General features: G+C 67.5%; 28 protein-coding genes and 1 pseudogene. 26 read left to right on the top strand and 3 right to left on the bottom strand.

Annotation, left to right across the window (positions count from 1 at the left end; genetic code table 11):
• Nucleotides 1-47: 47 nt before the first annotated feature.
• From phnC to H7F16_RS15235, 5 genes are all read left to right on the top strand, one after another.
• Nucleotides 48-869 (top strand): phosphonate ABC transporter ATP-binding protein, encoded by an 822-nt coding sequence (gene phnC / locus H7F16_RS15255; protein ID WP_185798544.1) that lies wholly within the window; start codon nucleotides 48-50, stop codon nucleotides 867-869.
• A gap of 54 nt (nucleotides 870-923) precedes the next feature.
• On the top strand, nucleotides 924-1,823 hold the full coding sequence (gene phnD / locus H7F16_RS15250) for a phosphonate ABC transporter substrate-binding protein (protein ID WP_185798475.1): 900 nt from the start codon (nucleotides 924-926) through the stop codon (nucleotides 1,821-1,823).
• Between the two features lie 149 nt (nucleotides 1,824-1,972).
• Nucleotides 1,973-2,782 (top strand): phosphonate ABC transporter, permease protein PhnE, encoded by an 810-nt coding sequence (phnE, locus tag H7F16_RS15245; RefSeq protein ID WP_241741463.1) that lies wholly within the window; start codon nucleotides 1,973-1,975, stop codon nucleotides 2,780-2,782.
• Nucleotides 2,779-4,098 (top strand): phosphonate ABC transporter, permease protein PhnE, encoded by a 1,320-nt coding sequence (gene phnE / locus H7F16_RS15240; RefSeq protein ID WP_185798473.1) that lies wholly within the window; start codon nucleotides 2,779-2,781, stop codon nucleotides 4,096-4,098. Before phnE (H7F16_RS15245) ends, phnE (H7F16_RS15240) begins: the two co-directional genes overlap by 4 nt.
• A gap of 2 nt (nucleotides 4,099-4,100) precedes the next feature.
• On the top strand, nucleotides 4,101-4,718 hold the full coding sequence (locus H7F16_RS15235) for an LbetaH domain-containing protein (protein ID WP_185798543.1): 618 nt from the start codon (nucleotides 4,101-4,103) through the stop codon (nucleotides 4,716-4,718).
• A 16-nt stretch (nucleotides 4,719-4,734) separates the two neighbouring features.
• Here H7F16_RS15235 and H7F16_RS15230 read toward each other — a convergent pair whose 3' ends face one another.
• Together H7F16_RS15230 and phnF are read right to left on the bottom strand one after the other, a co-directional pair.
• Nucleotides 4,735-5,913, bottom strand: a complete 1,179-nt coding sequence (locus H7F16_RS15230) for an alpha-D-ribose 1-methylphosphonate 5-triphosphate diphosphatase (RefSeq protein WP_185798472.1) — start codon at nucleotides 5,911-5,913, stop codon at nucleotides 4,735-4,737.
• A gap of 67 nt (nucleotides 5,914-5,980) precedes the next feature.
• Entirely contained in the window at nucleotides 5,981-6,688 is a 708-nt protein-coding gene (gene phnF, locus H7F16_RS15225) for a phosphonate metabolism transcriptional regulator PhnF (protein WP_185798471.1), read from the bottom strand.
• Between the two features lie 113 nt (nucleotides 6,689-6,801).
• Between phnF and phnG the strand changes: the two genes are divergently transcribed.
• The 7 genes from phnG to phnN are packed head-to-tail and all read left to right on the top strand — an operon-like array spanning nucleotide 6,802 to nucleotide 11,810.
• Entirely contained in the window at nucleotides 6,802-7,236 is a 435-nt protein-coding gene (phnG, locus tag H7F16_RS15220; protein ID WP_185798470.1) for a phosphonate C-P lyase system protein PhnG, read from the top strand.
• Complete coding sequence (gene phnH / locus H7F16_RS15215) at nucleotides 7,233-7,802, top strand: phosphonate C-P lyase system protein PhnH (protein WP_185798469.1); 570 nt, start codon at nucleotides 7,233-7,235, stop codon at nucleotides 7,800-7,802. The genes phnG and phnH overlap by 4 nt, the downstream gene beginning before the upstream one ends.
• The gene (locus H7F16_RS15210) at nucleotides 7,802-8,902 is read left to right on the top strand and encodes a carbon-phosphorus lyase complex subunit (RefSeq protein ID WP_185798468.1); all 1,101 of its coding nucleotides are present in this window, start codon (nucleotides 7,802-7,804) and stop codon (nucleotides 8,900-8,902) included. Before phnH ends, H7F16_RS15210 begins: the two co-directional genes overlap by 1 nt.
• Nucleotides 8,899-9,774 carry an alpha-D-ribose 1-methylphosphonate 5-phosphate C-P-lyase PhnJ gene (locus tag H7F16_RS15205; RefSeq protein ID WP_185798467.1) on the top strand — a complete coding sequence of 292 codons (876 nt, stop codon included), beginning with the start codon at nucleotides 8,899-8,901 and terminating at the stop codon, nucleotides 9,772-9,774. The genes H7F16_RS15210 and H7F16_RS15205 overlap by 4 nt, the downstream gene beginning before the upstream one ends.
• Before the next feature lie 14 nt (nucleotides 9,775-9,788).
• Nucleotides 9,789-10,583 carry a phosphonate C-P lyase system protein PhnK gene (gene phnK / locus H7F16_RS15200; protein ID WP_185798466.1) on the top strand — a complete coding sequence of 265 codons (795 nt, stop codon included), beginning with the start codon at nucleotides 9,789-9,791 and terminating at the stop codon, nucleotides 10,581-10,583.
• Between the two features lie 4 nt (nucleotides 10,584-10,587).
• Nucleotides 10,588-11,271, top strand: coding sequence for a phosphonate C-P lyase system protein PhnL (phnL, locus tag H7F16_RS15195; RefSeq protein ID WP_185798465.1), 684 nt, complete (start codon nucleotides 10,588-10,590; stop codon nucleotides 11,269-11,271).
• Complete coding sequence (gene phnN, locus H7F16_RS15190) at nucleotides 11,268-11,810, top strand: phosphonate metabolism protein/1,5-bisphosphokinase (PRPP-forming) PhnN (protein ID WP_185798464.1); 543 nt, start codon at nucleotides 11,268-11,270, stop codon at nucleotides 11,808-11,810. The genes phnL and phnN overlap by 4 nt, the downstream gene beginning before the upstream one ends.
• Here phnN and H7F16_RS15185 read toward each other — a convergent pair.
• A complete protein-coding gene (locus tag H7F16_RS15185) occupies nucleotides 11,792-12,481 on the bottom strand; it encodes a DUF1045 domain-containing protein (RefSeq protein WP_185798463.1) in 690 nt (229 codons plus the stop codon). The genes phnN and H7F16_RS15185 overlap by 19 nt on opposite strands.
• 81 nt (nucleotides 12,482-12,562) lie before the next feature.
• On the opposite strand from H7F16_RS15185, the gene H7F16_RS15180 reads away from it, so the two are divergent.
• The 14 genes and pseudogenes from H7F16_RS15180 to H7F16_RS15115 all read left to right on the top strand — a co-directional run bounded on the left by H7F16_RS15180 (nucleotide 12,563) and on the right by H7F16_RS15115 (nucleotide 25,545).
• On the top strand, nucleotides 12,563-13,705 hold the full coding sequence (locus H7F16_RS15180; protein WP_185798462.1) for an alpha-D-ribose 1-methylphosphonate 5-triphosphate diphosphatase: 1,143 nt from the start codon (nucleotides 12,563-12,565) through the stop codon (nucleotides 13,703-13,705).
• Between the two features lie 156 nt (nucleotides 13,706-13,861).
• Complete coding sequence (locus tag H7F16_RS15175; protein WP_185798461.1) at nucleotides 13,862-14,680, top strand: UDP-2,3-diacylglucosamine diphosphatase; 819 nt, start codon at nucleotides 13,862-13,864, stop codon at nucleotides 14,678-14,680.
• Nucleotides 14,680-15,789, top strand: coding sequence for a ceramide glucosyltransferase (locus H7F16_RS15170; protein ID WP_185798460.1), 1,110 nt, complete (start codon nucleotides 14,680-14,682; stop codon nucleotides 15,787-15,789). Before H7F16_RS15175 ends, H7F16_RS15170 begins: the two co-directional genes overlap by 1 nt.
• Nucleotides 15,786-16,364: a DedA family protein gene (locus tag H7F16_RS15165; protein ID WP_185798459.1), complete on the top strand. Its 579-nt coding sequence runs from the start codon at nucleotides 15,786-15,788 to the stop codon at nucleotides 16,362-16,364. Before H7F16_RS15170 ends, H7F16_RS15165 begins: the two co-directional genes overlap by 4 nt.
• Nucleotides 16,333-17,010, top strand: coding sequence for a glycosyltransferase family 2 protein (locus H7F16_RS15160; protein WP_185798458.1), 678 nt, complete (start codon nucleotides 16,333-16,335; stop codon nucleotides 17,008-17,010). Before H7F16_RS15165 ends, H7F16_RS15160 begins: the two co-directional genes overlap by 32 nt.
• Before the next feature lie 131 nt (nucleotides 17,011-17,141).
• On the top strand, nucleotides 17,142-17,369 hold the full coding sequence (locus tag H7F16_RS15155) for a hypothetical protein (protein ID WP_185798457.1): 228 nt from the start codon (nucleotides 17,142-17,144) through the stop codon (nucleotides 17,367-17,369).
• 59 nt (nucleotides 17,370-17,428) lie between these two features.
• Nucleotides 17,429-18,925 carry a winged helix-turn-helix domain-containing tetratricopeptide repeat protein gene (locus tag H7F16_RS15150; RefSeq protein ID WP_185798456.1) on the top strand — a complete coding sequence of 499 codons (1,497 nt, stop codon included), beginning with the start codon at nucleotides 17,429-17,431 and terminating at the stop codon, nucleotides 18,923-18,925.
• A 282-nt stretch (nucleotides 18,926-19,207) separates the two neighbouring features.
• The gene (locus H7F16_RS15145) at nucleotides 19,208-19,768 is read left to right on the top strand and encodes an NAD(P)H-dependent oxidoreductase (RefSeq protein ID WP_185798455.1); all 561 of its coding nucleotides are present in this window, start codon (nucleotides 19,208-19,210) and stop codon (nucleotides 19,766-19,768) included.
• A 21-nt stretch (nucleotides 19,769-19,789) separates the two neighbouring features.
• Nucleotides 19,790-20,470, top strand: a pseudogene (locus H7F16_RS15140) (LLM class flavin-dependent oxidoreductase); the annotation flags it as partial.
• 45 nt (nucleotides 20,471-20,515) lie between these two features.
• Complete coding sequence (locus H7F16_RS15135) at nucleotides 20,516-21,382, top strand: ABC transporter ATP-binding protein (RefSeq protein ID WP_185798454.1); 867 nt, start codon at nucleotides 20,516-20,518, stop codon at nucleotides 21,380-21,382.
• On the top strand, nucleotides 21,382-22,278 hold the full coding sequence (locus H7F16_RS15130) for a branched-chain amino acid ABC transporter permease (protein ID WP_185798453.1): 897 nt from the start codon (nucleotides 21,382-21,384) through the stop codon (nucleotides 22,276-22,278). The genes H7F16_RS15135 and H7F16_RS15130 overlap by 1 nt, the downstream gene beginning before the upstream one ends.
• A gap of 3 nt (nucleotides 22,279-22,281) precedes the next feature.
• Nucleotides 22,282-23,331: a branched-chain amino acid ABC transporter permease gene (locus tag H7F16_RS15125; protein WP_185798452.1), complete on the top strand. Its 1,050-nt coding sequence runs from the start codon at nucleotides 22,282-22,284 to the stop codon at nucleotides 23,329-23,331.
• A gap of 43 nt (nucleotides 23,332-23,374) precedes the next feature.
• A complete protein-coding gene (locus tag H7F16_RS15120; RefSeq protein ID WP_185798451.1) occupies nucleotides 23,375-24,709 on the top strand; it encodes an ABC transporter substrate-binding protein in 1,335 nt (444 codons plus the stop codon).
• Nucleotides 24,710-24,768: 59 nt separating this feature from the next.
• Entirely contained in the window at nucleotides 24,769-25,545 is a 777-nt protein-coding gene (locus H7F16_RS15115; protein ID WP_185798450.1) for an ABC transporter ATP-binding protein, read from the top strand.
• Nucleotides 25,546-25,549 lie beyond the last annotated feature (4 nt).

Below are 25,549 nucleotides of genomic sequence, written 5' to 3'. Positions count from 1 at the left end.
CGCAGGGCGAGTAGCACCCTAGCCAAGCAACCAAGGGGCGCATCATGCTGCTGCAAGTCCGGAACGTGACCCGCCTGTTCGGCACCAAGGCCGCCGTGGACAACATCAGCTTCGACGTGGCGAAATCCGGCTTCGTCGGCATCATCGGCCGCTCCGGCGCGGGCAAATCCACCTTCTTGCGGATGATGAACCGGCTGACCGATGCGACGGGCGGCGAAATCGCCTTCGAGGGTCGCAACATCCTCACCCTGCAAGGGGCCGACAAGCGCGCATGGCAAAGCCAATGCGCCATGATCTTCCAGCAGTTCAACCTCGTGCCGCGCATGGATGTCGCCTCGAACGTGCTGCACGGCATCCTGAACCGCCGCTCGACCCTGTCGACCATGTTCAGCTTCTGGCCCGATGACGATGTGCTCAAGGCCCTCGCCATCCTCGACCGCCTCGGCATCGCGGAACAGGCCACCAAACGGGCCGAGGCCCTGTCGGGCGGCCAGCAGCAGCGCGTCGCCATCGCCCGCGCGCTGATGCAGGACCCCAAGGTGATCCTGGCCGACGAACCCATCGCAAGCCTCGATCCGATGAACGCCCAGATCGTGATGGACACGCTGCGCCGCATCCATGACGAGGACCGCCGCCTCGTCATCGCCAACCTTCACACGCTCGACACCGCGCGCCGCTACTGCGACCGCGTCATCGGCATGCGTGACGGGCGCATCGTCTTTGACGGCACCCCCGAACAGCTCACCACCGGCGTCGCCCGCGACATCTACGGCGCGGACGCCTCTTTCTCCGAGAACGCCACCTCGACCTCCATCGAGGCGCTCCCCAGCGACGCCGACGCCGACTACGCGCGCCGGATGCTGGCCTGACCCTTTCCCTTTCCCTTCCCCCGGCCCTGCGGGGCCATCCACACGGAGACGACGATGAAAACGCTGCTCAGCCTTCTCGCTGCGACCACGATGCTTGCCGGTGCCGCACAGGCACAAGAGATCAAGGAATTCAACATCGGCATCCTCGGCGGTGAAAACGCCCAGGACCGCATGACCTCGAACGAATGCTACCGCGCCAAGATCGAGGAAGCCCTCGGCGTTCCGGTCAAGCTCTTCACCCCCGCCGATTACGACGGCGTCATCCAGGGCCTGCTCGGCGGCACGCTTGACATGGCATGGCTCGGCGCTTCGGCCTTCGCCAAGATCTACCTGACCGATGCCAAGGCAGTCGACCTTGCCCTGACCAAGCAGAACGTCGACGGCTCCACCGGCTACTATTCGATCGCCTTCGCCCGCAAGGACTCGGGCATCACCTCGCTCGACGATGCCAAGGGCAAGGTTTTCGCCTTCGCCGAACCGAACTCGACCTCGGGCTATCTCGTCCCCGCTGCCGAGCTGACCGAAAAATACGGCGACCTGAAGCAGTATTTCGCCGATGTGAAATTCTCGGGCGGCCATGAACAGACCATCGTCGGCGTTGCCAACGGCGACTTCGAGGCAGGCGTTTCCTGGGCCGACGGTCTGGGCAACTGGGAGGACGGCTATACCTCGGGCGCCTTCCGCAAGGCTGCCGATGCGGGCCTTGTCGACATGAACGATCTGGTCGAACTGTGGAAATCGAAGCCGATCCCCGAAGGCCCGATGGTCGTCCGCGCCGCCTTGCCGCAAGACGTGAAGGACAAGGTGACCCAGCTCACCGCCGACCTGCACGAAACCGACAAGGATTGCGCCTATGGCGTTGCCGCCGGTGAAGCCAAAGACTTCATCCCCGTCACGCTCGACGCCTATCAGGGCGTGATCGCGGCGCGCAAACTGCAAGAAGCCTCGCAGTAATCCCGAACCTGTCCCCCTTGCCGGACCTCCCTTGCGGGGGTCCGGCCTTTTTTCGCTGCACGCAGGTCACGCGCATGGTCGACATCGCCTTCGGGCCAACCCCCGGCAAACGCCCAGACCCTAAGGCCCCGGGGGCAGCCTATCTTGCCATGACGCGGCGAAAGCGCCTTTACGGCGGGCTGATCCTCGTCGTCTTTCTGGCCATGCTTGCCTCGGGCTTCCATGCCGCCGAAACCCGCAACGCGGGCGGCTTCCTGTCGGGTCTTGCCCAGCTTGACGACTTCCCGCGCGAGGTGCTGGCCGAGGCATGGACCAAGCGGGCCAACCTGCCCGCGCTGATGTGGGCTGCCCTGCCCTCGCTGATCGAAACCGTCAACATCGCCGCCGTCTCGACGCTGATCGGCGTTCTGGCCGCAAGCCTGCTCTCGCTTCTGGCCACCCGCGGCCTTGCCCGCTGGCCGCTCCTCACCCCCGTCATCCGCCGCCTGCTCGACGCCATGCGCGCCATCCCCGAAGTGGTGATCGCGCTCATCCTCATCTACATCCTCGGCGGCGGGCCGATCCCCGCGATGGTCGCCATCGCCATCCACACCACCGGCGCGATGGGCAAGCTGTTTTCCGAGGTCGCCGAAAACGCCGACCTCAAACCGGTCGAAGGCCTTGCCTCGGTCGGCGCGACATGGGGCCAGCGCATGTGGCTCGGCATCCTCCCGCAGGTCGCGCCCAACTGGTTCTCCTACGCCCTGCTGCGCTTCGAGATCAACGTCCGCGCCTCGGCCATCCTCGGTTTCGTCGGGGCGGGCGGCATCGGATATGACCTCAAGATCGCGATGCAATGGGGCGGCGGGCGCTATGACTCGGTCGTGGCCATCTTCCTCGTCCTCTTCGCCACCATCGTGCTGATCGACCAGCTTTCCGACCGCCTGCGCCACCGTCTGGTCAAAGGGGCCGCACAATGACCGCCGCAACCCATCCCCTCGCACCCGCGCTGCTGGCCGGTTTCCACCGCCGCAAACTACAGGCCATAGCCCTGCCCGCGCTGGTCATGCTCTACCTTTGCTACGCCTTCTTCGCCTTTGATATACCAAGCCTTTTCGCCAAGGCGCGGCTTGACAACGCGGCCATCCTCGCCAGTGATTTCTGGTCCTACAAGACCCATGTCACCCGCGACAACCGCACCGGCCGCGTCTTTGCTGCGGTCGAGGGCGAGGCCAAGGGCGCCTACCCCGCAGGCACCTTCCCCGATTGGGTCAGCCAGACGGGCGCGACCACGACCATCGACCTCGGCACCGGCCATGTCGTCACCTATGACGCGACGGGCGCGCGCTTCGCCGTGCCCGGTTACGGCACCATCGACATCCGCCCCGACGGCGCGGGGCTGAAACTCACCGCCCCCGAACCGCTGCCCGACTGGATCAACGCCAGCGGCAACCGCGTCTCGGTCACCACCGACGCGGGCCGCTTCACCTACACGCGGTCCAAGGTCGAAACCTTCCGCTACTTCGCGGGGTGGGAGCTGTTCTTCTTCACCCTCGACAGCCCCTTTGCGGGCAAAGGCTGGGGCGAGCTTGCCGCCCTCGCCCTCTGGGGCGACCGCATCGACCCGGCCCGCAGCAACATCGCGGGCATGGCGCATGACATCTGGACGAACGGCATGTGGCACCACGCCGATGTCGCCGGGGCGATCTTCGAAACCGTGCTGATGGCCTTCCTCGGCACCTTCGGCGGGGCCATCATCGCCCTGCCTCTGGCCTTCGCCGCCGCCCGCAACATGAACCCGCTTGCCCCGGCCCGCTTCGCCCTGCGCCGCGTCTTCGACTTCACGCGCGGCGTCGACGGGCTGATCTGGACCATCATCCTGTCGCGTGCCTTCGGGCCCGGCCCGATGACCGGCGCCCTTGCGATCTTGATCACCGACGCGGGCGCCTTTGGTAAATCCTTCTCGGAAGCGCTCGAAAACATTGACGAAAAACAGCTCGAAGGCATCCGCAGCACAGGGGCCAACGCCCTCCAGCGCGCCCGCTTCGGCGTGATCCCGCAGATCACCCCCGTCCTTCTGTCGCAAACGCTCTATTCGCTCGAATCCAACACCCGCAGCGCCACGGTGATCGGTGCCATCGTCGGCGGTGGCATCGGCCTTCTCCTGACGCAGGCGATCCAGACCCAGAAGGACTGGGAGGAAGTCGCCTATTACATCACCCTCATCATCCTCATGGTGATGACGATGGACAGCCTGTCGGGCTGGCTCCGCCGCAAGCTGATAAAGGGGGCATGACCATGCCGAAACTCTCGCCCGACCAGCCCTTCCTGCACCCCGAGACGGAAATCGCCAACGCGACCTTCGGCGCCTATGTCGAAATCGGGCGCGGCGCGCGGGTGATGAACTCGGCCTTCCACGACTACGCCTATTGCGACCGCTACGCCGATATCGCCAACACCACCGTCGGGCGCTTTTCCAACATCGCGGCCTTTACCCGGATCGGCCCGACCGACCACCCCTACAGCCACGCGGCCCAGCACCATTTCCTTTACCGCTCCAGCTATTACTGGGACGACGCGGCAGACGATCCGGCCACCTTCGCCGCCCGCGCCGCCCGCCGCACCACGCTTGGCGCGGATTGCTGGATCGGCCACGGCGCGATCATCAAGCCCGAAATCACCATCGGCATCGGCGCCATCGTCGCCTCGGGCGCGGTGGTGACAAAGGATGTGCCGGATTTCCACATCGTCGCAGGCGTCCCCGCCGCACCTCTCCGCCCCCGCTTCGGCCAAGACATCATCGACCGGCTTCTGGCCCTCGCATGGTGGGACTGGGACCACGCCCGCCTGCGCGGCGCCTTGCACGATTTCCGCAGCCTGAAAGCCGAAGCCTTCCTTCAAAAATACGGCGGCTGACGCCAAGGGCGCGCGGTTATTCCGCCGCCATCCGCATCGCCTGCGGCTGCGCCATGAACCGCCGCCCCGCCTCGCCCGACAGATAGGCCAGACGTCCGCCCGCGATCGTCGCCTCGACCTGCCGCGTCGCGGCATTCACCACCACCAGATCCGCCCGCAGCCCCGCCGCGATGCGCCCGCGGTCGGCCATCCGCAAGGCATCGGCCGCGTTTGACGAAATCAGGGCCCAGGCCCTCGAAAGCGCCAGCCCCTCGTCCACCAGCCGCCACACCGCCAGCGGCAGCGCGGGAATGTGGTAGTCCGACACAAGCACATCGCAAAGCCCGTCACGCAGCAGCGCGGCGGCCGATATGTTGCCCGCCTGCGATCCGCCCCGCACCACGTTCGGCGCCCCCATGATGATGGGCGATCCCGTCGGCCGCGCGGCCATCGCCGCCTTGCGCGTCGTCGGAAATTCCGCCACCCGCGCCCCGATCATCGCATAGAACTCGCGCGTCTCGGCATCCGGATCGTCGTGGCTGCCATAGGTCACGCCCAGCCGGTCGAACCCGTTCGCCAGCGCGCAAAGGCTGCGCGGAACCTCCCGCGTCCGCGCCCGCGCCGCCTCCATACGGGCGAAAAGTGCGTCCTCGGCCAAGCCCGCCTTGCGCGCCCAATGGGCAAATCCGTCCGGATTGCCGCGCCGCATCTGGAATCCTTCCTCCAGATGGTCGTTGAAGATCACGTAATCCACGCCGTAGCGTTCCACCACCTCGAGCAGGCGCGGGGCGGCCTCGACCAGATGCGTCTCGGCGCGGATCTGCACGCGCAGGTCGGTTGCGGCCTCGAACCCTTCCAGGGCCGCCAGCAAAGCCTCGGCCTGCTCCGGCCCGCGATGCCCGCCCTCCCAACTCCAGCTCTGCGCAAGATAGGCCGTCGTCACCCCGTGCGCTGCGGCCTCTCGGTCGGTCGCGGCAAGTCCCGATGCCACGGGAAAGGGCGCGGTCGGACGCGGAAACATCTGCCGCTCGAACCCGTCGCCATGCAGATCGATGATCCCGGGCAAGACCAGAAAGCCGCTCAGGTCGATCTCGGGCGCGGCGGCATCCGTCAGCAGCCCCTCGGCTACGGCAATCGCATCCGGCCCAAGCCTCCCCTCCCGCAGCACCTCGGCTCCGGTGAAACGCAATGGCGGCAGAAAGGCGGGGTTCGGCATCGGCTCGGGTCCATCTTGCGGGGGGTGAGCCTGTGGATAACATCGCCCTGCAACGGCCACGTGACGGTCACCCCGCCATCGTCAGGGTCACGCGGTCGCCCGCAAACCATGTCACGCCATATTCGACCGGAACGCCCGCCGCATCGGCGTTGATCGCCTCGGTCCGCAAGATCGGCGCGCCCTCGGGCACACGCAGGCGCAACGCCTGCACGGGCTTGGCCAGCTTCGCCGTAACCCGCGTGCTGGTGCGGACGTAATCCGTCACCCCCGCCGCAGCCAGCGCCGCCGTGATCGACGGCACCGCGCCCAGCGCCTGCAACAGCGCCGGAAACCGCGCCGCCGGAAAGACCGAACGGAACATGGCAAGCGGCTGCCCGTCGGCCAGCGACACGCCCTCGACCACATGCACCGCAGCCAGCGCCGCCAATCCCAGCGCCGCCGCCTCATGCGCGGCGGCAGGCCGCGTCTCCAGCCGCGTCAACTCGCGCGAAGGGGTCTGCCCGAAGGCGGTGACATTCTCGTTGAACCGCACCCGCCGCCCGATGGCATAATCGGTCGGGCGGCTTGCCACGAACACCCCCGCGCCGCGCCGCGACACGACCAGCCCCTTGGCGGCAAGCTCCGCCAGCGCATGGCGCACCGTATGTCGGTTCACCCCGAAGCGCGCGGCAAGCTCCGCCTCGGTCGGAATCTTGCTTCCCTTGGGATAGAACCCCTGCCCGATCTCGCCCGAAAGGGTCGCCGCGATATCCGCCCAGATCGCCGCCCGCGCCATCGGCACTCTCCGCCTGTCATGAAAATTTCACGGGACTCGCAGGCCCCGCACCGTTAGAAGATTTGTATAGTTGTATAGAATACTGGACAACCCCGAAAGATGTCGAGGCCACAATGACCGAACCCTCCCGCCGCGACTGGATGGGCCTTCTGGCCCGCGCCTGCGCCGACAGGCTGGCCGCGCTGATGCCCGATGAACCCGAAGCCGCCTTCCTCCGCCCGCCCGAGATCGGCACCGTCATGGTGCGCGGCCGGATCGGCGCGACGGGGGCCGCCTTCAACCTTGGCGAGATGACCGTGACACGCTGCTCGCTGCGCCTTGCCACGGGCGAGGTCGGCCACGCCCATGTGCAGGGCCGCAGCCGCGACCACGCCCGCCGCGCGGCACTTGTCGACGCGCTGATGCAGTCGCCCCGCGCGGCCGATGTGCAGACCCGCATCCTCGCCCCGCTGGCCGAGGCAGAGACCGCCGCCCGCAGCCTCCGCGCCGCCAAGGCCGCCGCAACACGCGTGGAATTCTTCACCATGGTCAGGGGCGAGGACAAATGACCCACGATGCCCTGACCGGCGGCTTCAGCGACGCCCCCACCCAATCCGCCCGCGCCTTCCGCGCCATCCTCGACGCCCTGTCGCGGCCCGGCACCATCGTCACCGTGACGGGGGCAACACCCCCCGCGCCCCTGTCGCAGGCGGCGGGTCTGGTCCTGCTGACACTCGCCGACGGCACCACCCCCGTGCATCTGGCGGGCGCGGCCGACACCCCTGCGGTGCGCGACTGGATCACCTTCCACACCGGCGCCCCGCTCGTTGCCGCAGCCCAAGCCACCTTCGCCCTCGGCACATGGGACGCCCTCGCCCCGCATGACCGCTTTGCCATCGGCACCCCCGAATATCCCGACCGCGCCGCCACTCTGATCGTCGAGCTGCCGTCCCTCTCCTCTCGGGGACCGCAGCTTTCCGGCCCCGGCATCCGCGACCGCGCCACGCTGTCCCTTCCCGAAACCGCCGCTTTCAAGGCCAACCACGCGCTCTTCCCGCTCGGCTTCGATTGCATCCTGACCGCAGGCAACCGCCTCGCCGGCCTGCCACGGTCCACCAAAGTGGAGTCCGCCTGATGTATGTCGCCGTCAAAGGTGGCGAACGCGCCATCGACAACGCCCACGCCTTCCTTGCCGAAGAACGCCGCGGCGATCCCGCCGTGGCCGAACTGTCCACAGCACAGATCCGCGAACAGCTCCGCCTTTCGGTCAACCGCGTGATGGCCGAAGGCTCGCTTTACGACCCCGACCTTGCCGCCCTTGCGATCAAACAGGCGCGCGGCGACCTGATCGAGGCGGTTTTCCTCTTGCGCGCCTATCGCACCACGCTTCCCCGCTTCGGGGCCTCGCGCCCCGTCGAAACCGCCCGCATGGCCTGCACCCGCCGCATCAGCGCCACCTTCAAGGACGCGCCGGGCGGCCAGATCCTCGGGCCGACCTTCGACTATACCCACCGCCTGCTCGACTTCAAACTCGCCGCCGAGGGCGCCTTGCCCCCCGCCGCCCCGACCGCCCCCGTCCCGACCTCCGACCTGCCCCATATCACCGGTTTCCTGAACCGCGACGGCCTGATCCAGTCCGAAACGGCCTACGACGACATCCCCCCCGACCTCACGCGCGAGCCGATGGAACTCCCCGCCAGCCGCGCCCTGCGCCTGCAAGCCCTCACACGCGGCGACGAAGGCTTCATCCTCTCGCTCGCCTATTCCACCCAGCGCGGCTACGGGCGCACCCATGCCTTCGTGGGCGAACTCCGCATCGGCACCGTTGCCGTGGAAATGGACATCCCCGAGCTTGGCTTCGCGGTCGAGATCGGCGAGGTCGAGCTGACCGAATGCGAAACCGTCAACCAGTTCGCAGGCTCGAAAACCGAACCTCCGCAATTCACCCGCGGCTACGGCCTCACCTTCGGCCAGACCGAACGCAAGGCCATCGCCATGAGCCTTGTGGATCGCGCCCTGCGCTGGAAGGAACTGGGCGAGGACGACAGCGGCGCCCCCGCGCAGGATGAGGAATTCGTCCTGATGCACGCCGACAACGTGCAGGCCACGGGCTTTCTCGAACATATCAAACTGCCCCATTACGTCGATTTCCAAAGCGAGCTGGAACTGATTCGCAAACTGCGGGCCGAAGCGCTGACGGCAATCGGGGCGGCACGGCAGGAGGCGGCGGAATGACCGACCAGAGCTACAACTTCGCCTATCTCGACGAACAGACCAAACGCATGATCCGCCGCGCCATCCTCAAGGGCGTCGCGGTTCCGGGCTATCAGGTCCCCTTCGCCAGCCGCGAGATGCCCATGCCCTACGGCTGGGGCACGGGCGGCGTGCAGGTCACGGCGGCCTGCCTCGTGCCCGAAGACGTGCTAAAGGTCATCGACCAGGGCGCCGACGACACCACCAACGCCGTCTCGATCCGCAAGTTCTTCCAGCGCACCGCAGGCGTCGCCACGACCGAGGCAACGGCCGAAGCCACCGTCATCCAGACCCGCCACCGCATCCCCGAACAGGCGCTGACGGCCGGCCAGATCCTCGTCTATCAGGTCCCGATCCCCGAACCCCTGCGCTTTCTCGAACCGCGCGAGACCGAGACGCGCAAGATGCATTCCCTCGAGGAATACGGGCTGATGCATGTGAAACTCTACGAAGACATCGCCCGCCACGGCTCTATCGCCACGGCCTATGCCTACCCGGTACGGGTCGAGGGGCGCTACGTCATGGACCCCTCGCCCATCCCGAAATTCGACAATCCGAAACTCTCGGACAGCCCCGCGCTGCAACTCTTCGGCGCGGGCCGCGAACAGCGCATCTACGCCCTGCCCCCCTTTACCCGCGTCGTCTCCCTCGATTTCGACGACCACCCCTTCGATCCCTCGAAAGCGCCGCATGACTGCGACCTTTGCGGCGCAGCCGAAAGCTACCTCGACGAGGTGATCACCGACGATGCGGGCAGCCGCATGTTCGTCTGCTCCGACACCGATTTCTGCCGTTCGCGCCGCGAAGCAGGCCATGTCGGCCGCTTGGGCGAAACGGCAGGGGGAGGCGCGTGATGCAGGCTACGGAAATGAGTATTTTCGCAAAGGTGAAGCCGCAAGCGCCGCTTTTGTCCGTTAAAGGTCTATCCAAGCGCTACGGCACCCGCATCGGCTGCACCGATGTCGCCTTCGACCTCTGGCCGGGCGAGGTTCTGGGCATCGTGGGCGAAAGCGGATCGGGCAAATCCACGCTGCTCTCCTGCCTTGCGGGTCATCTTGCCCCCGATACGGGCGAAGTGGTCTTTGCCACCGCAAGCGGCCCGCGCGACACGCTGCGGATGACCGAACCCGAACGCCGCCGCCTTGCCCGCACCGACTGGGCCTTTGTCCACCAGAACCCGCGCGACGGGCTGCGGATGGGCGTGACCGCAGGCGGCAACGTGGGCGAGCGGCTGATGGCCGTGGGCGCGCGCAACTATGGCAGCATCCGCGATGCCGCGACCGACTGGCTGGGCCGCGTGGAAATCGACGCAAGCCGCATCGACGACCGCCCCTCGGCCTTTTCCGGCGGCATGCAGCAGCGGCTCCAGATCGCCCGCAACCTCGTCACCGGCCCGCGCCTCGTGTTCATGGACGAACCGACGGGGGGCCTCGACGTCTCGGTGCAGGCCCGCTTGCTCGACCTCTTGCGCGGTCTCGTGCGCGAGATGGGGCTTTCCGCGATCATCGTCACCCATGACCTAGCCGTCGTGCGCCTGCTGGCCGACCGGCTGATGGTGATGAAATCGGGCCATGTGGTCGAACAGGGCCTCACCGATCAGGTGCTCGACGATCCGCAGCACGCCTATACGCAACTTCTCGTCTCCTCCGTCCTTCAGGTGTGATCCGATGATCGAAATCGAAAACCTCTCGAAATCCTTCACCCTGCACAATCAGGGCGGCGCGGTGATCCCCGTGATGCAGGGCGCGCAGTTAAGCGTAGGGCGGGGCGAATGCGTGGCGCTCGTCGGTGCCTCGGGGGCCGGAAAATCGACGCTGATGCGCATGGTCTGGGGCAATTACCTCGCGGCATCGGGCAGCATCCGTGTGGGCGGGGTCGACCTCGTCACCGCCGCCCCCCGCGACATCCTCGCCCTGCGGCGCGAGACGCTGGGCTATGTCAGCCAGTTCCTGCGCGTGGTGCCCCGCGTGCCGACGGTCGATGTCGTGGCCGAACCGCTCCTGACGCTCGGCACGCCCTTGGCCGAAGCCCGCGCCCGCGCCGAAACCCTGCTTGCACGGTTGAACATCCCCCGTCGCCTCTGGTCGCTGTCGCCCACCACCTTTTCGGGCGGCGAACAGCAGCGCGTCAACATCGCACGCGGTTTCGTCCACCCCTACCCCGCGCTTCTGCTCGACGAACCGACCGCCAGCCTTGACGCCGCCAACCGCGAGGTGGTGTTGACCCTGATCGAAGAGGCCAAGTCCCGCGGTGCCGCCATCATCGGCATCTTCCATGACGAATCCGCCCGCGCCCGCCTCTGCGACCGTCTGGTCGACGTGACCGGCTTCACCCCCGGTGCCGCCGCATGAAGGGCCGTCTTTTCGCAGTCGTCGGCCCCTCCGGCGCGGGCAAGGATACGCTGATCGACGCCGTCCGCGCGGCCCGGCCCGATCTCGTGATCGCCCGCCGCGTCATCACCCGCCCCGCCTCGGCAGGTGGCGAGGATTTCGAGGGCGTCAGCCTCTTGCAGTTCACCGCCCGCAAACAGGCCGGAGGTTTCGCGCTCGACTGGAAGGCGCATGGCCTCTGCTACGGCATCCCCGCCGAAACCCTCGCCCGGCGCGATGCGGGCCATGATGTCCTTTTCAACGGCTCGCGGGCCGCGCTCGACAGCGCCGCCCGTCTCTTTCCCGACCTCTCCGTGATCCGCGTCACCGCCCCCTCGGCCGTGCTGACAGAGCGGCTTCTCGCCCGTGGCCGCGAAACCCGCGACGAGATCGCCGCCCGCATCAGCCGCGCCAGCTACGACATCCCGCAGGGCCTGTCGGTCACCGATGTGGTCAACGACGGCCCGCTCGAACAGGGCATCGCCCGCTTCCTCGCCGCCCTTCAGCCTGCCAGCGCATGACGCGACACAAGATGGAAGCGCCCCGTCCCATCCTCGCCGAACAGGCACAGATCCTCGATCACGAAGGGTTCGGGCAGCACCGGCGCAATCCAGGGCCAAAGCACCCCGACCACGGCCTCGGCCTGCGCGCCGGGCAGGTCGCCGGTCAGCGTCAGATGGAAACGGAACTCCTCCATCACGTAAGGATAGCCCCAAAGGCCAAGCAATTCGCGCTGCCGCTCGCTCAGCCGTGCCGGATCGCGGCGGGCGATCTCTTGCGCCGTCAGGGCCGCCCGCAGCGGATCAAGCGCCGTGACCACCCTTGCCCCCAGCTCGATCAGCCCCCTGTCGTCGCCTTCGGGAACAAGGGCCACGAAGCCCTTCATCACCCGCAGCGCCAGCCGGGGAAAGGCGACGCGGGGCAAGCGCCGCGCCAGATCGTCCACAGCCCCCGACAGCTCTTGCCGCGTCACGCCATCGGCCAGCCGGAAGGGCGCGCGGATCGTCCCGTGAAAGCCGTATTTGCGCGGCGCTTCCGTCAGGCGGGCCACTGCGTCCGGCAGGCCCGCAAGGTCCGGATGCGCCACCGCGACACCGCGCGCCACATCCCGGCCCAGCCAGCTGGCCGTGGCCTCGGCAAAGGCCCCCGCACGGGGCGCGTAATAGACCGCATAGCGTTTGAACTGTTCCATTCCGCCCGCTTACCCGCGCTTTGTCACACCGCTGTGACACGCCTCTGACACCCTCGCCCCCCCGGATACAAGAGCCAGAAGATGACCGAAACGATCCTTGCGAATGCCACCCTCGTCCTGCCGCGCGAAACCCTGCGCGGCTCGCTCGTGCTGCAAGACGGCCTGATCGCCGCCATCGACAGCGGGGCGCAGGTCCCGGCAGGCGCCATCGATTGCAACGGCGACCTCGTCCTGCCCGGCCTGATCGAATTGCACACCGACAACCTCGAACGCCACATCGAGCCTCGCCCCAAGGTCGACTGGCCCCATACGGCCGCCATCCTCGCCCATGATGCCGAACTTGCCAGCGTCGGCATCACCACCGTTTTCGATGCCCTCCGCGTCGGCTCGGTCACGTCCAAGGCCAAGGCGAACTACGGCGAATATGCCCGCCATCTGGCCGACGAGATCATGGCCCTGCGCCGCGCGGGCAGCCTGCGGATCAGCCATCTGCTGCACCTGCGGGCCGAGGCCTGCTCGGAAACCCTGACCGACGAGATGGCCAAGTTCGGCCCCGAAGACGGCGTCGGCATCGTCAGCCTGATGGACCACACCCCCGGCCAGCGCCAGTTCCGGCACATGGAGCAACTCCGGAACTACGTCTGCGGCAAGCACGGCTTTTCCGATGCCGAATTCCTCGACCATATCGCCGCGCAAAAGGAACTCTCCGCCCGCGTCGGTGCCACCCACGAAGCCGCCGCCGTGGCCGAGGCGCGCCGCTACGGCGCGGTCCTCGCAAGCCACGACGACACGACCGAAGACCACGTCGCCCGCTCGGCCGAACAGGGCGCGCATTTCGCCGAATTTCCCACGACCGTCGAAGCCGCCCGCGCCTGCCGTGACCACGGCATCGCCGTGATGATGGGCGCCCCGAACCTGATCCGTGGCGGCTCGCATTCCGGAAACGTCGCCGCCCGCGCTCTGGCCGAGGCCGATCTGCTCGATATCGTCTCCTCCGACTACGTCCCCTCGTCGCTGCTTTCCGCAGCGCTGATGCTGGGCGACCTCTGGGGCGACATGGCGCGCGGCGTCTCTACCGTGACGGCGGCCCCTGCGGCGGCGGCGGGGCTGGCGGATCGTGGCACGCTTGCCACCGGCCAACGCGCCGACGTGATCCGCGTGGCCCGCATCGGCAGCGCGGGGGCGCTGCGTGGCACATGGGTCGCGGGTCAGCGCGTCGGCTGACCCCTTCCCTGCCGGGCGGGCCACCCGCCCGCCTGCAATCCCGGCCCGCAATCCCCCGCCCGCAATTTCACCCAACCGACACACTGCCTTAACAAAACCGTTCCCGAACCCTGTCACACCTCGCGCAACCGGCTTTTCACCCCGCGTGAGGACACAATGCCCCAGACACGGCCCGCCGAAGACCTGCCCCTGCCGCGCCTCCACCGTGCGCTTTTCCTGTCCGATCTGCATCTCGGGGCCTTGGGATGCAGGGCCGATCTGATCCTCGACTTCCTGCACCGCAACACGGCCCCCGTCATCTACCTCGTGGGCGATGTGCTCGACCTCTGGCATCCGCTGCATGTCCATTGGAGCGCCACGCATGACGCGATCATGGCCCTGCTCGCCCGCCGCGCCGCGACAGGCACGCGCATCGTCTACCTCGTCGGCAACCACGATGCCGAAATGCGCGAGACGCGGCTCGAACACCTGCTTCCCGCCGAGATTGCCGACCGTTTCACCCATGAAACCGCGACGGGCGAGAAACTTCTTGTCCTGCACGGCGACGCCTGCGATGCGCGCCTGTTCCGCTGGCACATCTTCACCCGCATCGGCAGCCGCGCCGATACGGCCCTGCGCCGGATCGACCGTGGCCTGCGCCGCTTCGGCCGCAGCCTCGGCCCCCACGAGCGCAGCCTCGTGGAACGTGTCCTCTCGTGGATCAACGCGGCAATGGCCCTTGGCCACGGGCACGAAAAGCGCCTTGTCGCACTCGCCCGCGCCACGGGCCATGACGGCGTGGTCTGCGGCCATTTCCACCTTGCCGATCTGCACGCCGATCACGGCCTGCTCTACGCCAATTGCGGCGACTGGGTCGATAGCTTCACGGCCCTTGCCGAGGATGCGAAAGGCACCCTGACAATCCTCGGCGGACGGCAAAGCCTTGCCGAACGCGGCCCCGACCTTGCGGGCCTGCCCGTGCGGCGGGGCATCTGATGCCCGCCGCAGCCCTTGCGCTTTTCGCCACCGCCTGCACGGCGGCGCATCTCGGCTCGACCGCGCTTGTCGCCCGCCGCCTGATGCGGCCGCGCCCGCTGCCGCAGGGCGGCACGCCCCTCATCACCCTCTTGCGCCCCGCCTGCGGGCTTGACGCGCAGGATGCCGAAACCCTCGGCTCCAGCTTCCTTCAGGACTACCCCGCCTACGAAGTGGTGTTCTGCGTCGCCCGCAGCGACGACCCCGTCGTCCCGCTGCTGCGCGACCTGATCGCACGCCACCCCCGCATCCCCGCCCGCCTTCTGCTGGGCGAGGATCGCATCACCGCCAACCCCAAACTCAACAACCTGCAAAAGGGCTGGACGGGCAGCACCTCCGCATGGGTCGCGATGGCCGACAGCAATCTCCTGCTTCCGCCCGACTACCTGCGCACGCTCATCGCCTGCTGGCAGGGCAAGACGGGCCTCGTCTCCTCGCCCCCCGCAGGCATCCGCCCCGAGGGGCTGGCAGCCTCGATCGAATGCGCCTTCCTCAACGGCAATCAGGCGCGTCTGCAACTCGCCGCCGACAGCCTCGGCTTCGGCTTTGCCCAAGGCAAGACCATGTTCTGGCGGCGCGACACCCTCGACGCCGCAGGCGGCCTGCCCGCCATCGCCCGCGATCTGGCCGAGGATGCCGCCGCCACGAAACTTGTCCGCAGCCTTGGCAAGCGCGTGACGCTGACCCCCCGCCCCTTTGCCCAACCCATCGGCAAGCGCAGCCTCCGCGCGGTCTGGAACCGGCAGCTGCGCTGGTCGCGCGTCCGCCGCGATGCCTTTCCGCGCTTTTTCCTGCTCGAACCGGTCAACGGCCCGCTGCTGCCCGCAATCGCCTGCGCGGCGGCTTTCGGCCCGCTGCCCGCGCTTGCGCTGCTGAAACTCTGGTATCTGGCCGAAGCGGCCCTGCTCAGGGCGGCGGGCTGGCCCTGCGGCTGGCGCGATCTTTTGGCCATGCCGCTGCGCGATGCGATGCTGCTGCCGATCTGGCTGGCCACCTTCGCCTCGCGCGGCATCACATGGCGCGGCACCAGCATGCAGCCGCCCGGCGCGACCGTTCTGGCCGCCGAATGACCCCGGCCTCGGTCATGGCCGTGCTGTCCACCCACGGCCTGTGGCTGCTGGCCCCCGCTGCCCTTGTCGAAGGCCCGTTCGCCACCCTCGCGGCAGACGCCCTCGCCGCAGGTGGCACGCTTCCCCTTGGCGGCGTCATCCTTGTCGCCACGCTTGCCGATCTTGCCGGAGACGCCCTCCTCTGGGGCGCAGGCCGCGCCCTGCGCCACCGCCTGCCGCGCGGCCTGTCACGGCGGATCAACCGCACCGTCCCCTTGGCAGACTTGCGCCGCAATGCGGGCCGCGTGCTCGTCTACGACAAGCTCACCCATTCCATCGGCGCGCTGGTCCTGCTTGCCTCGGGCATGGCGCGCGTGCCGCTGCTCCCGTTTCTCGGCTTCAACCTTGCGGCGACCCTTCCCAAGGCTGCCATCCTCGCCCTGCTCGGCTATGCCTTCGGCACTGGCCTGCGCGACAGCGACTGGCTTGTTCCGCTGGGTCTCGCCCTCTGCGCCCTCACCCTCGGCTTCGCCCTCCTCTGGCTTCGCAAGCAAGGAAAACCCCATGCGCGTCTCATGCCTGATCCCCGCCCATAACGAAGCCCCGCGCATCGGCGCCGTGCTTGACGCAGCCCTTGCCAACCCGCTGATCGACGAGGTGATCGTGATCGACGACGGCTCGACCGACGCCACCGCCCATGTCGCCGCCCGCCCCGGCGTGCGCCTGCTGCACATGGCTCAGAACGGCGGCAAGACCCGCGCGCTGGCTGCCGGCATCGCGCTTTCGCAAGGCCGCTACCTGCTGTTTCTCGATGCCGATCTGGTCGGCCTCACCCCCCGCGACCTGACCCGCCTGCTCCTGCCGGTCCTCACGGGCAAGGCAGCCACCTCGATCAGCCTGCGCCGCAACGCGCCATTCTTGTGGCGCTGGATCGGGCTCGACTACATCTCGGGCGAACGCGTCCTGCCCCGCGCCATGATCGCCCCCCACGCCGAGGCGCTTTGCCGCCTGCCCCGCTTCGGGGTCGAGGTCTATATAAACGCCCTCTGGATCGCCGCCCGCCACCCGATCGCCGTGGTGCGCTGGCGCGGCGTGGCAAGCCCCACCAAGGCCAGAAAGCGCGGCCTTGTCGCAGGGATCCGCGCCGATATCGCCATGCTGCACGATATCGCCCGCGCCATCGGTCCGGCCGCAGCCCTGCGCCAGATCCTGAGCCTGCTGCGGCAAAGCCGCTCTGCCTAGGGCCACGCGCAGCGCAGGCCGCATCCCGCCCGCCCGACCGCTTTTCAGAAAAACATCACCGGGGTTTCAGGACTTCACCCGCCGCAGGGCCGACCTTGCAGGGATCGCACTCCCGAAGGTGTCCCATGCCGATGATCCCTCCCCCCCGCCCCGCGCCGCTGTCCCGCCTTCAGCCATGCCCCCCGCCGGATGACACCGCAGACGGCCTCGTGCGCGACCGTCACCACCGCCTGTTCGAAGCGGCAAGCCTCAACGGCTGTCCCGAAGGCGATCTTCTCTCGCTCATGCCCTCGCTCGACCCGACCGTTCCCGACTGGACCGACGGGCCGGGATGGATCTTCCGCATCCTCGGCTTCTGAACGCTTGACAGACCCGCCCGCCCGCCTTTCGCTGAACCATCCCGTTCGGGGGGCCGCGAATGAGAATCGGCGCGCATGATCTCGACCTTGGCCGCGGAACGCTGCTCCGCGACGGGCAGCCCGTGCATCTGCGCGCCAAGACCTTCGCGCTTCTGACCTACCTTGCCCGCAATGCGGGCCGCGTCATCGGCAAGGACGAACTCCTTGACGCCATCTGGCCCGACGTGACCGTGGGCGAAGACTCGCTGACGCAGGCCGTCAGCGACCTTCGGCGCGTGCTGGACGACGGGGCGCTGCGCACCATTCCCCGCCGCGGCTACATGCTCGACCTGCCGCGTCAAGACCCGGCACCCGACGGCCCGCCCGCCGTCGTCGTCCTTCCCTTCCTGACACTCTCGGACCGCGCCGATGACAGCATCCTCGCCGATGCCGTGACCGAGGAAATCTGCCAATGCCTCGGACGCTACGGCCTTGTCCGCGTGATTGCCCGCCACTCCGCTTTCCAGTGCCGCCCCGAGAACATGTCACCCCACGATGCCGCCCGCACCCTGGGCGCGGACTGGTTCGTCGAGGGCAGCGCGCGCCGTGTCGCCAACGGCCTGCGCCTTGCGCCCGCGCTGTGCGAAACCGCCACGGGCCGCCAGATCTGGGCCGACACCTTCCTGATCGGCGAATCCAGCCCCGCCGAGGTGCTGATGGCCCTGCCGCACCAGATCATCACCCGCCTCGGCATCGACCAGCAAAAGCGGATTGCGCTCGGCCCCGCCTCGCCCAGCGCCGATCTGGGCGCATGGCAGCACTTCGTCGCAGGCGTCGCCGCCCTGCGCCGCTATGGCAAGGGCGTCAACGAAGAGGCCCATGCCCATTTCCGCGCGACCCTCGCACGTGACCCGGGCTTCGCATTGGGCCACAGCTACCTCGGCCTCGCCGTGCTTATCCTCGGCGGCTACGATTCAGCCCCGCCCGCCGTGCTGGACGAAGGTCTTTCCCATGCCCTGCGCGGCGTGGAACTCGCCCCCGAAGAGGCCCGCTGCCACGCCATTCTGGCCTTGGCCCGCCTCTGGCGCCGCGACTTCGACGCCGCCGAGTTTTCCGCCCGCAAGGCGGTCGCAACCAACCCGTCAGACCCCGACCCCCTCGCCATGCTGGGCTATGTCCTCGCCTTGCGCGGCAAACCGCACGAAGGCATCGACTGTCTCGACGCGGCCGTGCGCCTCAACCCGCTGCATCCGGGCTGGTATCACGGCGATCTTGCCATCGCCCATCACATCGCGGGCAACCATGCACAGGCCATCGCCTGCATCCAGCGCCTGCCCGGGACCGATGCGTGGAAACAGACCCGCCTTGCCGCCTGCCATGCGGCCCTCGGCGATGCCGCCGCCGCCGCGCGCCACCTCGACCGCGCCGAGGCGCTCTCGCCGGGATTTGATGCCCTCTCGGCCGTCAACAGCTGGGCCGAACTGGAACACGACGCCGACCGCAGCTACCTGCAACGCGAAGTGGCCCTTGCGCTTGACCTGCGCCGCCAATGGAAATCGCGCCAGCCCCCGAACTGACCCGCAGCGCCGCCGCCCACCGGATGTCAGGCCGCCAAAGGGCGATCCGCCCCGCCCCGATAGAACGCAAACCTCCCGGTCGGGCCGCAAACAGCCCCGCAGCCGCGAAAACCGTGATGGAAAGAGACCATCCTTCCCCCACCGCGCCGGACCGCCCTTGTTTTTCAAACGTCTATTCATTCAATAGATAAAAAATCTGTTTTCAGGGCCATATTTGGAATGGAAGCAGGCCGACTTGCGCAAGTAATGTCTACCAAGTTTATCGCGTATTTTGGAGGTCGCATGAGCAACCTTTCCCTCGTCGGCCTTTCGGGCAACACCACAAGCCCGTCCAAGACGAAAAGTCTGGTGCGCGTCGCTCTCGATGCGGCGGCCGGGCGTCTGGACGCACGCACGCAGCTTTTCGAACTGGCCGATTTCGGCGACGATCTGGGCCGGGCGCGGCGTCTCTCCGACCTGTCTGACAGGGCGCAGGCCCATGTGCAGGCGCTGCTCTCGGCCGATGCGCTGATCGTGGCGACCCCGGTTTACAAGGCATCGTATCCGGGTCTTTTCAAACATCTGATCGACCTGATCGACCCCGCAGCGCTTCTGCGCAAGCCGGTGCTGATCGCGGCGACCGGCGGCGGGGAGAAACATGCTCTGGCCGTCGAACACCAGCTTCGCCCGCTCTTCGCCTTTTTCGAAGCCCGCGTCCTGTCGACCGCCGTGCATGTCTCGGACCGCGACTTCACCGACGGTGTCCTGACCGGCGAGGCGGCACTTGCCCGCCTTCACCGCGCGGTCTCGGAATTCGACGACCTTTTCCCGCAAGCCCGCCGTCCGGCCGTGGCTGCGGAATAACCCCCATCAACCTCTGCAAGGACCTCCGAAGAGTTCATCAACGCCATCCGTGGCATCTGGACCGAGCAGGAATACAGCCTCGAAGGCGACTTCTACCGCTTCGCCAACTACTCGCAAAAACCCAAGCCCGTCGGCGGCCTGCCCGAAATCTTCCAGGGCGGCTCGTCCCGCGCGGCGCGCGACATGGCCGCCCGCGTCTCGGACTGGTACTTCACCAACGGCAACACGCCCGAAGGGCTCAAGACGCAGGTCGACGACATCCGCGCCAAGGAAGCCGCCTTCGGCCGCACCCGCCCGCGCGCCAAGATCGGCATCAACGCCTTCGGCATCGTCCGCCCGACCGAGGCCGAGGCCAAGGCCGAATTGCAGAATGTGCTGGACCACGCCATTCCCGACGCCGTGCGCGGCTTCCACCACGAAGTGCAGAACGCCGGAAATGCCAGCCCCGAGAAAGAGGGCAACTGGGCGAAATCCACATTCCAGGATCTTGTCCAGTATAACGACGGCTTCCGTTCGAACCTGATCGGCACGCCCGAACAGGTGGCCGAACGCATCCTCGCGCTCAAGGATCACGGGGCCGACCTGATCCTGCTCGGGTTCCTGCATTTCCAGGAAGAGGTCGATTTCTTCGGCAAGCATGTGATCCCGCTCGTCCGGGAACTGGAAGCGGCGCGTGACGCCAAGGCGGTGGCGGCCGAATAGGGCCGCCGCTCCCCCCCTCTCCCCCCGAACCCACGGAGTTTCGCCATGACAAGCGCCCTTCTGCGCGCCCATCCGGCTGCCCATCCGGTCCGCGACCGGACCGAAGCCCAGGCCTTGCCCAAGGGCGAAACGCGCGCCGCGACCGGTGCCGTTCTGGCACTCGAAGCGGTCAGCCTGGGTTTCGGGGGAATCAAGGCGCTGACGGCCGTCAGCCTTGACGTAAAGGCCGGCGAAATCCGCGCCGTGATCGGGCCGAACGGGGCGGGAAAATCCTCGCTCATCAACGTCATCAGCGGGCTCTATCAGGCCGACGCGGGCGAAATCCGCTTCGGCGCGCAACGCTTTCGCGCGGTTCCGCCGCAGCGGCTTGCCGTCCTCGGCGTGGCGCGGACCTTCCAGAACCTCGCCCTGTTTCCGGCGCTGACCGTGGCGGAAAACATCCTCTCGGGGCTGGTTTTCCAGCGCCGCAGCGGGGTGCTGGGGCATCTGCTTTCCCTTCCTGCCGCCCGCCGCGAACAGGCCCGCCAGAACGGACAGGTCCGCAAGGTGGCCGAAAGGCTCCACCTCACCGCAGCACTGGACCGCAAGGTCGGCACCCTTCCTTACGGCCTGCAAAAGCGGGTCGAACTGGCCCGCGCCCTCGTGGCCGAACCACGGCTCTTGCTGCTCGACGAACCGATGGCCGGCATGACCGCGACGGAAAAGGCCGAAATGGCCGGCTTCGTGCGGCAGGCGCGCGACGCAAGCGGGCTGTCCGTCATCCTCATCGAACATGACATCGGCGTGGTCATGGGCCTGTCCGACCATATCGCCGTGCTGGATCACGGTGTGAAGATCGCCGACGGCACGCCCGATCAGGTCCGCCGCGACCCCGAGGTCATCCGCGCCTATCTCGGGGCAGAGGCCGCGTGATGGATTGGTTCACCTTCCTCTTCGCGGTCGAAGTCGCGATCGGCGGCCTGCTCTCGGGCGTCATGTATGCGCTGGTCGCCATCGGCTTCGTGCTGATCTACAAGACCTCGGGCGTGCTCAACTTCGCCCAGGGGGCGATGGTCCTTTTCGCCGCGCTGACCTTCGTCAGCCTGACCGAGATGGGCCTGCCCTTCGCAGGCGCGCTGGTCCTGACCCTGCTCGCCATGACGCTGCTCGGCATCACCGTCGAACGCGCGGTGCTGCGGCCGCTCGCCAACCGTTCGCCCATGACGCTTTTCATGGCGACGTTGGGCCTGTCCTATATCCTCGAAGGGCTGGCACAACTCTTGTGGGGCACGCAGGTCCACCGGCTCGACCTCGGCATCTCGAACGATCCTTTCGAGGTGGCCGGCATCTTCATCTCGACCTTCGATCTTGTCGCGGCAGCGATTGCCGGGGCGATGGTTGCCGTGCTGACCGCCTTTTTCCGCTTCACCCGCACCGGCCTCGCTTTCCGCGCCGTGGCCGATGACCAGTTCGCCGCCCTCGCGGTCGGGCTGCGGCTCGACCGGATCTGGATCGCGGTCTGGACTGCGGCGGGCGTCGTGGCCTTGGTCGCCGGTCTCTTGTGGGGCGCAAGGCTCGGGGTGCAGTTCTCCCTCTCGCTCGTCGTGCTCAAGGCGCTTCCGGTGCTGGTTCTGGGCGGCTTCGACTCGGTCCTCGGGGCCATCGTCGCGGGCCTGCTGATCGGCGCCACCGAAAAGCTGGCCGAGGTCTATCTCGGGCCTTTCGTCGGCGGCGGTATCGAGGGCTGGTTCGCCTATGCGGTGGCGCTGGTGGTGCTGCTGGTCCGGCCCTCGGGGCTGTTCGGCCAGAAACTCGTGGAAAGGTTCTGACCCATGTCCCTCGTCACCGAATTCAGCGCAACCCCGCTGCCCCCCCGCGAAAACCGTCTGCTGGCAGCACTTCCCCTCGTCGTCATTCTGGCCGTCGCCTATCTGGCCGTGCCGCTGCTCGCCAACGAATACCTGATCGAGGCGATCCTGCTGCCCTTCCTCGCGCTTTCTCTGGCGGGTCTGGGCCTGAACCTGCTCACCGGCTACGCCGGGCAGGTCTCGCTCGGCTCGGCGGCCTTCATGGCGGTCGGCGCCTTCGCGGCCTTCAACTTCGATCTGCGCCTCGGCCTGCCGCTTCCCGCGTCGATGCTGCTCGCGGCAGTCGCGGCGGCGGCGATCGGGCTGGTGTTCGGCCTTCCCTCGCTGCGCCTGCGCGGCTTCTATCTGGCAGTCTCGACCCTTGCCGCGCAATTCTTCGTCCAATGGGCGCTGAACAAGTTCGGCTGGTTCTCAAACGGCAGCGCCTCGGGCATCATCGCGGCACCGGCCATCGGGATCGCAGGCCTGCCGCTGTCCGGTCCGGTCGGCCGCTACCTCTTTGCGCTGGTCACGGTGACGGCCATCACGTTCTTGCTCCACCGCATCGTGAACGGCCCGCAAGGCGTGAACCTGATCGCCGTGCGCGACAACGAAACCGCCGCCCGCGTGATCGGCGTGCCGGTCCTGCGGACCAAGCTCTTCGCCTTTGCCCTCTCCTCGGCCATCATCGGCATTGCCGGCGTCATCTGGGCCTTCGCCTATCTGCGCACGGTCGAACCTGCGGGCTTCAACCTCGACCGGTCCTTCCAGATCCTGTTCATCGTCATCATCGGCGGGCTGGCGACGATCCGCGGCGCGTTCCTTGGCGCGGGGCTGATCGTGGTCTTTCCGCTCGTCCTGTCGCGCCTGACCGGCCTGTTCTTCGATGGCGTGGCCGATCCCGGCACCATCGAGCTGCTCGAACGTATCGCGCTCGGCACCGTCATCATCCTTTTCCTCATCGCCGAGCCGAGCGGCCTGTCCGCGATCCTGTCGCGCCTGAAACGCCGCCTTGCCGCCCCGCGCGCCGGCTGACCCCCATCACTCCCCCAAACACAAGAACCAAACGGAGACGCCAATGTCCTTCTTCAAACGCATCGCCCCCGCGCTTCTGGCGGCGACCATCCTGACCGGTGGCTTCACCACCGCGCAGGCCGACGAACAGCACTTCCCGCTGCAATCCTATCGCGTCGGCCCCTATGCCGCAGGCGGCACGGGCTTTTTCGGTGGCTTCATCGACTACCTGAACCTGATCAACACCCGCGACGGCGGCGTGAACGGCGTCAAGCTCACATGGTCCGAAGGTGAAACGGAATACGAGGTCGAAAAGGGCGTCGAGGTCTACCAGCGCCTGAAATCGAACCCCGGCATCGCCGCATGGAACCCGCTTTCGGTCGGCATCGCCTACGCCATGATCGACGGCATCACCGCCGACAAGGTTCCGCTCATCACCATCAACCACGGGCGCACCGACACGACCGACGGGCGCGTCTTTCCCTACGTCTTTCCGCTGCTGCTGAACCCCTATTCCGAAACCTCGGGCATCGTGAACTACATCGCAAGCAAGGAAGGCGGGCCCGACGCGCTCAAGGGCAAGAAGATCGTCGTGCTCTACCACGGCTCGCCCTATGGCAAGGAAACCATCCCGATCTACGACCTTCTGGCGCAGAAATACGGCTTTGAACTGACCCAGATCGAAGTGCCCCACCCCGGCAACGAGCAGGGCGCCCAATGGCTCCAGATCCGCCGCGAACGCCCCGATTACGTGGTGCTGCGCGGCTGGGGCGTGATGAATCCCGTGGCCCTGACGACGGCCCAGCGCAACGGCTTTCCCGTCGACCACATCATCGGCAACGTCTGGTCGAACTCGGAAGAGGACGTGACCCCCGCAGGCGATGCCGCCATCGGCTATACCGCGATCACCACGCAGGCCTCGGGCAAGGAATATCCGGTCCTGCAAGAGATCATCAAGACCGTCTACGATGCGGGCCAGGGCAACCTCTCCGATCCGCAGCGCATCGGGTCGGTCTACCACAACCTCGGCATCGTCAACGGCATCCTGAACGTCGAGGCCGTGCGCATCGCCCAAGAGAAATTCGGCCACCGCACCCTGACCGGCGACGAGGTCCGCTGGGGCTTCGAACACCTCCAGCTCAGCCCCGAACGGGTCAAGGAACTCGGCGCCGAAAACCTCTTCCACTCGATCAACGTCACCTGGCAGAACCACGAAGGCGAAGGCTACGTGACCTTCCAGCAGTGGGACGGCAAGAAGTGGAACGTGGTTTCCGACTGGATCGCCCCCGACTGGTCGCTGCTGCGCCCGATCATCGAAAAGTCGTCCGAGGCCTATGCCGCCGAAAAGGGCATCACCATCCGCACGCAAGCCGATGTCGACGAGGTCGTCGGCCAGTGATTGCCCGCGGGCGGGCGGCCTCCTCCCGCCCGCCCCCTTCTTTCGGCAAAGGAACCGCGATGTCGGACGTCATCCTTGAATTCGAAGATGTGGCTGCAAGCTACAACGGCGCCATCGCAGCACTGCACGGCGTAAGCCTGACGGTCCGCAGCGGCGAATTCGCAGCCCTCCTCGGGGCGAACGGCGCGGGCAAGACCACGCTTCTCAAGGCCGCGTCGAACCTTTTGCCGGCCGAGCGGGGACGGATCACGCGGGGCCACATCCGCTTTCGCGGTCAGGATGTGACCTCGGCCAGCCCCGACGCCCATATCCGCAAGGGTCTGGTGCCCGTTCTCGAAGGCCGGCGCCTGTTCAAGTCGCTGACCATCGAGGAAAACCTCGTCACCGGCGCGGTCGGGCGCGGCTTCGGCCGGGCGCGCATCGCCGCCGGGCTTGAGCAGGTCTATGCCCTCTTTCCGCGCCTTGCCACACGGCGGCGCTCGGTTGCGGGCCTGACCTCGGGGGGCGAACAGCAGATGGCCGCCATCGGGCGCGGCCTGATGGCCGCCCCCGAGGTCTTCGTTCTGGACGAACCGTCGATGGGTCTTGCCCCGCTGGTCGTCGCCGAAATCTTCGAAGCCCTGTCGCGGCTGAACCGCGAAACCGGACTGACGCTGCTGGTGGCCGAGCAGAATTCCTCGGTCGCCCTGAAACATGCCCATCACGCCACGGTCATCGAAAACGGCCGCAGCGTGCTGTGCGGCCCCGCCGCCGAACTGGCCGGACGCGAGGATATCAAGGCCAGCTATCTGGGCGGCGCCGCAACCGCCGCTCCCCCTATCCAAGTCAGGAGTTGACACC

The organism is Paragemmobacter straminiformis, from assembly GCF_014243445.1.
In the GTDB taxonomy this organism is placed as follows: domain Bacteria; phylum Pseudomonadota; class Alphaproteobacteria; order Rhodobacterales; family Rhodobacteraceae; genus Paragemmobacter; species Paragemmobacter straminiformis.
The sequence above is the reverse complement of the archived record's forward strand: the minus strand, read 5'-3'. Positions and strand labels throughout refer to the sequence as shown.

What these genes read in the sequence shown, in the direction of transcription:
- H7F16_RS15185 (WP_185798463.1), bottom strand. Translation starts at nt 12,481, where the DNA reads ATGGAACAGTTCAAACGCTATGCGGTCTATTACGCGCCCCGTGCGGGG.
- phnF (WP_185798471.1), bottom strand. Translation starts at nt 6,688, where the DNA reads ATGGCGCGGGCGGCGATCTGGGCGGATATCGCGGCGACCCTTTCGGGC.
- phnD (WP_185798475.1), top strand. Translation starts at nt 924, where the DNA reads ATGAAAACGCTGCTCAGCCTTCTCGCTGCGACCACGATGCTTGCCGGT.
- H7F16_RS15115 (WP_185798450.1), top strand. Translation starts at nt 24,769, where the DNA reads ATGTCGGACGTCATCCTTGAATTCGAAGATGTGGCTGCAAGCTACAAC.
- H7F16_RS15205 (WP_185798467.1), top strand. Translation starts at nt 8,899, where the DNA reads ATGACCGACCAGAGCTACAACTTCGCCTATCTCGACGAACAGACCAAA.
- H7F16_RS15230 (WP_185798472.1), bottom strand. Translation starts at nt 5,913, where the DNA reads ATGCCGAACCCCGCCTTTCTGCCGCCATTGCGTTTCACCGGAGCCGAG.
- H7F16_RS15125 (WP_185798452.1), top strand. Translation starts at nt 22,282, where the DNA reads ATGTCCCTCGTCACCGAATTCAGCGCAACCCCGCTGCCCCCCCGCGAA.
- H7F16_RS15180 (WP_185798462.1), top strand. Translation starts at nt 12,563, where the DNA reads ATGACCGAAACGATCCTTGCGAATGCCACCCTCGTCCTGCCGCGCGAA.
- phnE (WP_241741463.1), top strand. Translation starts at nt 1,973, where the DNA reads ATGACGCGGCGAAAGCGCCTTTACGGCGGGCTGATCCTCGTCGTCTTT.
- H7F16_RS15175 (WP_185798461.1), top strand. Translation starts at nt 13,862, where the DNA reads ATGCCCCAGACACGGCCCGCCGAAGACCTGCCCCTGCCGCGCCTCCAC.
- phnL (WP_185798465.1), top strand. Translation starts at nt 10,588, where the DNA reads ATGATCGAAATCGAAAACCTCTCGAAATCCTTCACCCTGCACAATCAG.
- H7F16_RS15135 (WP_185798454.1), top strand. Translation starts at nt 20,516, where the DNA reads ATGACAAGCGCCCTTCTGCGCGCCCATCCGGCTGCCCATCCGGTCCGC.
- phnN (WP_185798464.1), top strand. Translation starts at nt 11,268, where the DNA reads ATGAAGGGCCGTCTTTTCGCAGTCGTCGGCCCCTCCGGCGCGGGCAAG.
- H7F16_RS15130 (WP_185798453.1), top strand. Translation starts at nt 21,382, where the DNA reads ATGGATTGGTTCACCTTCCTCTTCGCGGTCGAAGTCGCGATCGGCGGC.
- H7F16_RS15160 (WP_185798458.1), top strand. Translation starts at nt 16,333, where the DNA reads ATGCGCGTCTCATGCCTGATCCCCGCCCATAACGAAGCCCCGCGCATC.
- H7F16_RS15155 (WP_185798457.1), top strand. Translation starts at nt 17,142, where the DNA reads ATGATCCCTCCCCCCCGCCCCGCGCCGCTGTCCCGCCTTCAGCCATGC.
- phnH (WP_185798469.1), top strand. Translation starts at nt 7,233, where the DNA reads ATGACCCACGATGCCCTGACCGGCGGCTTCAGCGACGCCCCCACCCAA.
- H7F16_RS15210 (WP_185798468.1), top strand. Translation starts at nt 7,802, where the DNA reads ATGTATGTCGCCGTCAAAGGTGGCGAACGCGCCATCGACAACGCCCAC.
- H7F16_RS15235 (WP_185798543.1), top strand. Translation starts at nt 4,101, where the DNA reads ATGCCGAAACTCTCGCCCGACCAGCCCTTCCTGCACCCCGAGACGGAA.
- H7F16_RS15165 (WP_185798459.1), top strand. Translation starts at nt 15,786, where the DNA reads ATGACCCCGGCCTCGGTCATGGCCGTGCTGTCCACCCACGGCCTGTGG.
- H7F16_RS15150 (WP_185798456.1), top strand. Translation starts at nt 17,429, where the DNA reads ATGAGAATCGGCGCGCATGATCTCGACCTTGGCCGCGGAACGCTGCTC.
- phnK (WP_185798466.1), top strand. Translation starts at nt 9,789, where the DNA reads ATGAGTATTTTCGCAAAGGTGAAGCCGCAAGCGCCGCTTTTGTCCGTT.
- H7F16_RS15120 (WP_185798451.1), top strand. Translation starts at nt 23,375, where the DNA reads ATGTCCTTCTTCAAACGCATCGCCCCCGCGCTTCTGGCGGCGACCATC.
- phnE (WP_185798473.1), top strand. Translation starts at nt 2,779, where the DNA reads ATGACCGCCGCAACCCATCCCCTCGCACCCGCGCTGCTGGCCGGTTTC.
- phnG (WP_185798470.1), top strand. Translation starts at nt 6,802, where the DNA reads ATGACCGAACCCTCCCGCCGCGACTGGATGGGCCTTCTGGCCCGCGCC.
- H7F16_RS15145 (WP_185798455.1), top strand. Translation starts at nt 19,208, where the DNA reads ATGAGCAACCTTTCCCTCGTCGGCCTTTCGGGCAACACCACAAGCCCG.
- H7F16_RS15170 (WP_185798460.1), top strand. Translation starts at nt 14,680, where the DNA reads ATGCCCGCCGCAGCCCTTGCGCTTTTCGCCACCGCCTGCACGGCGGCG.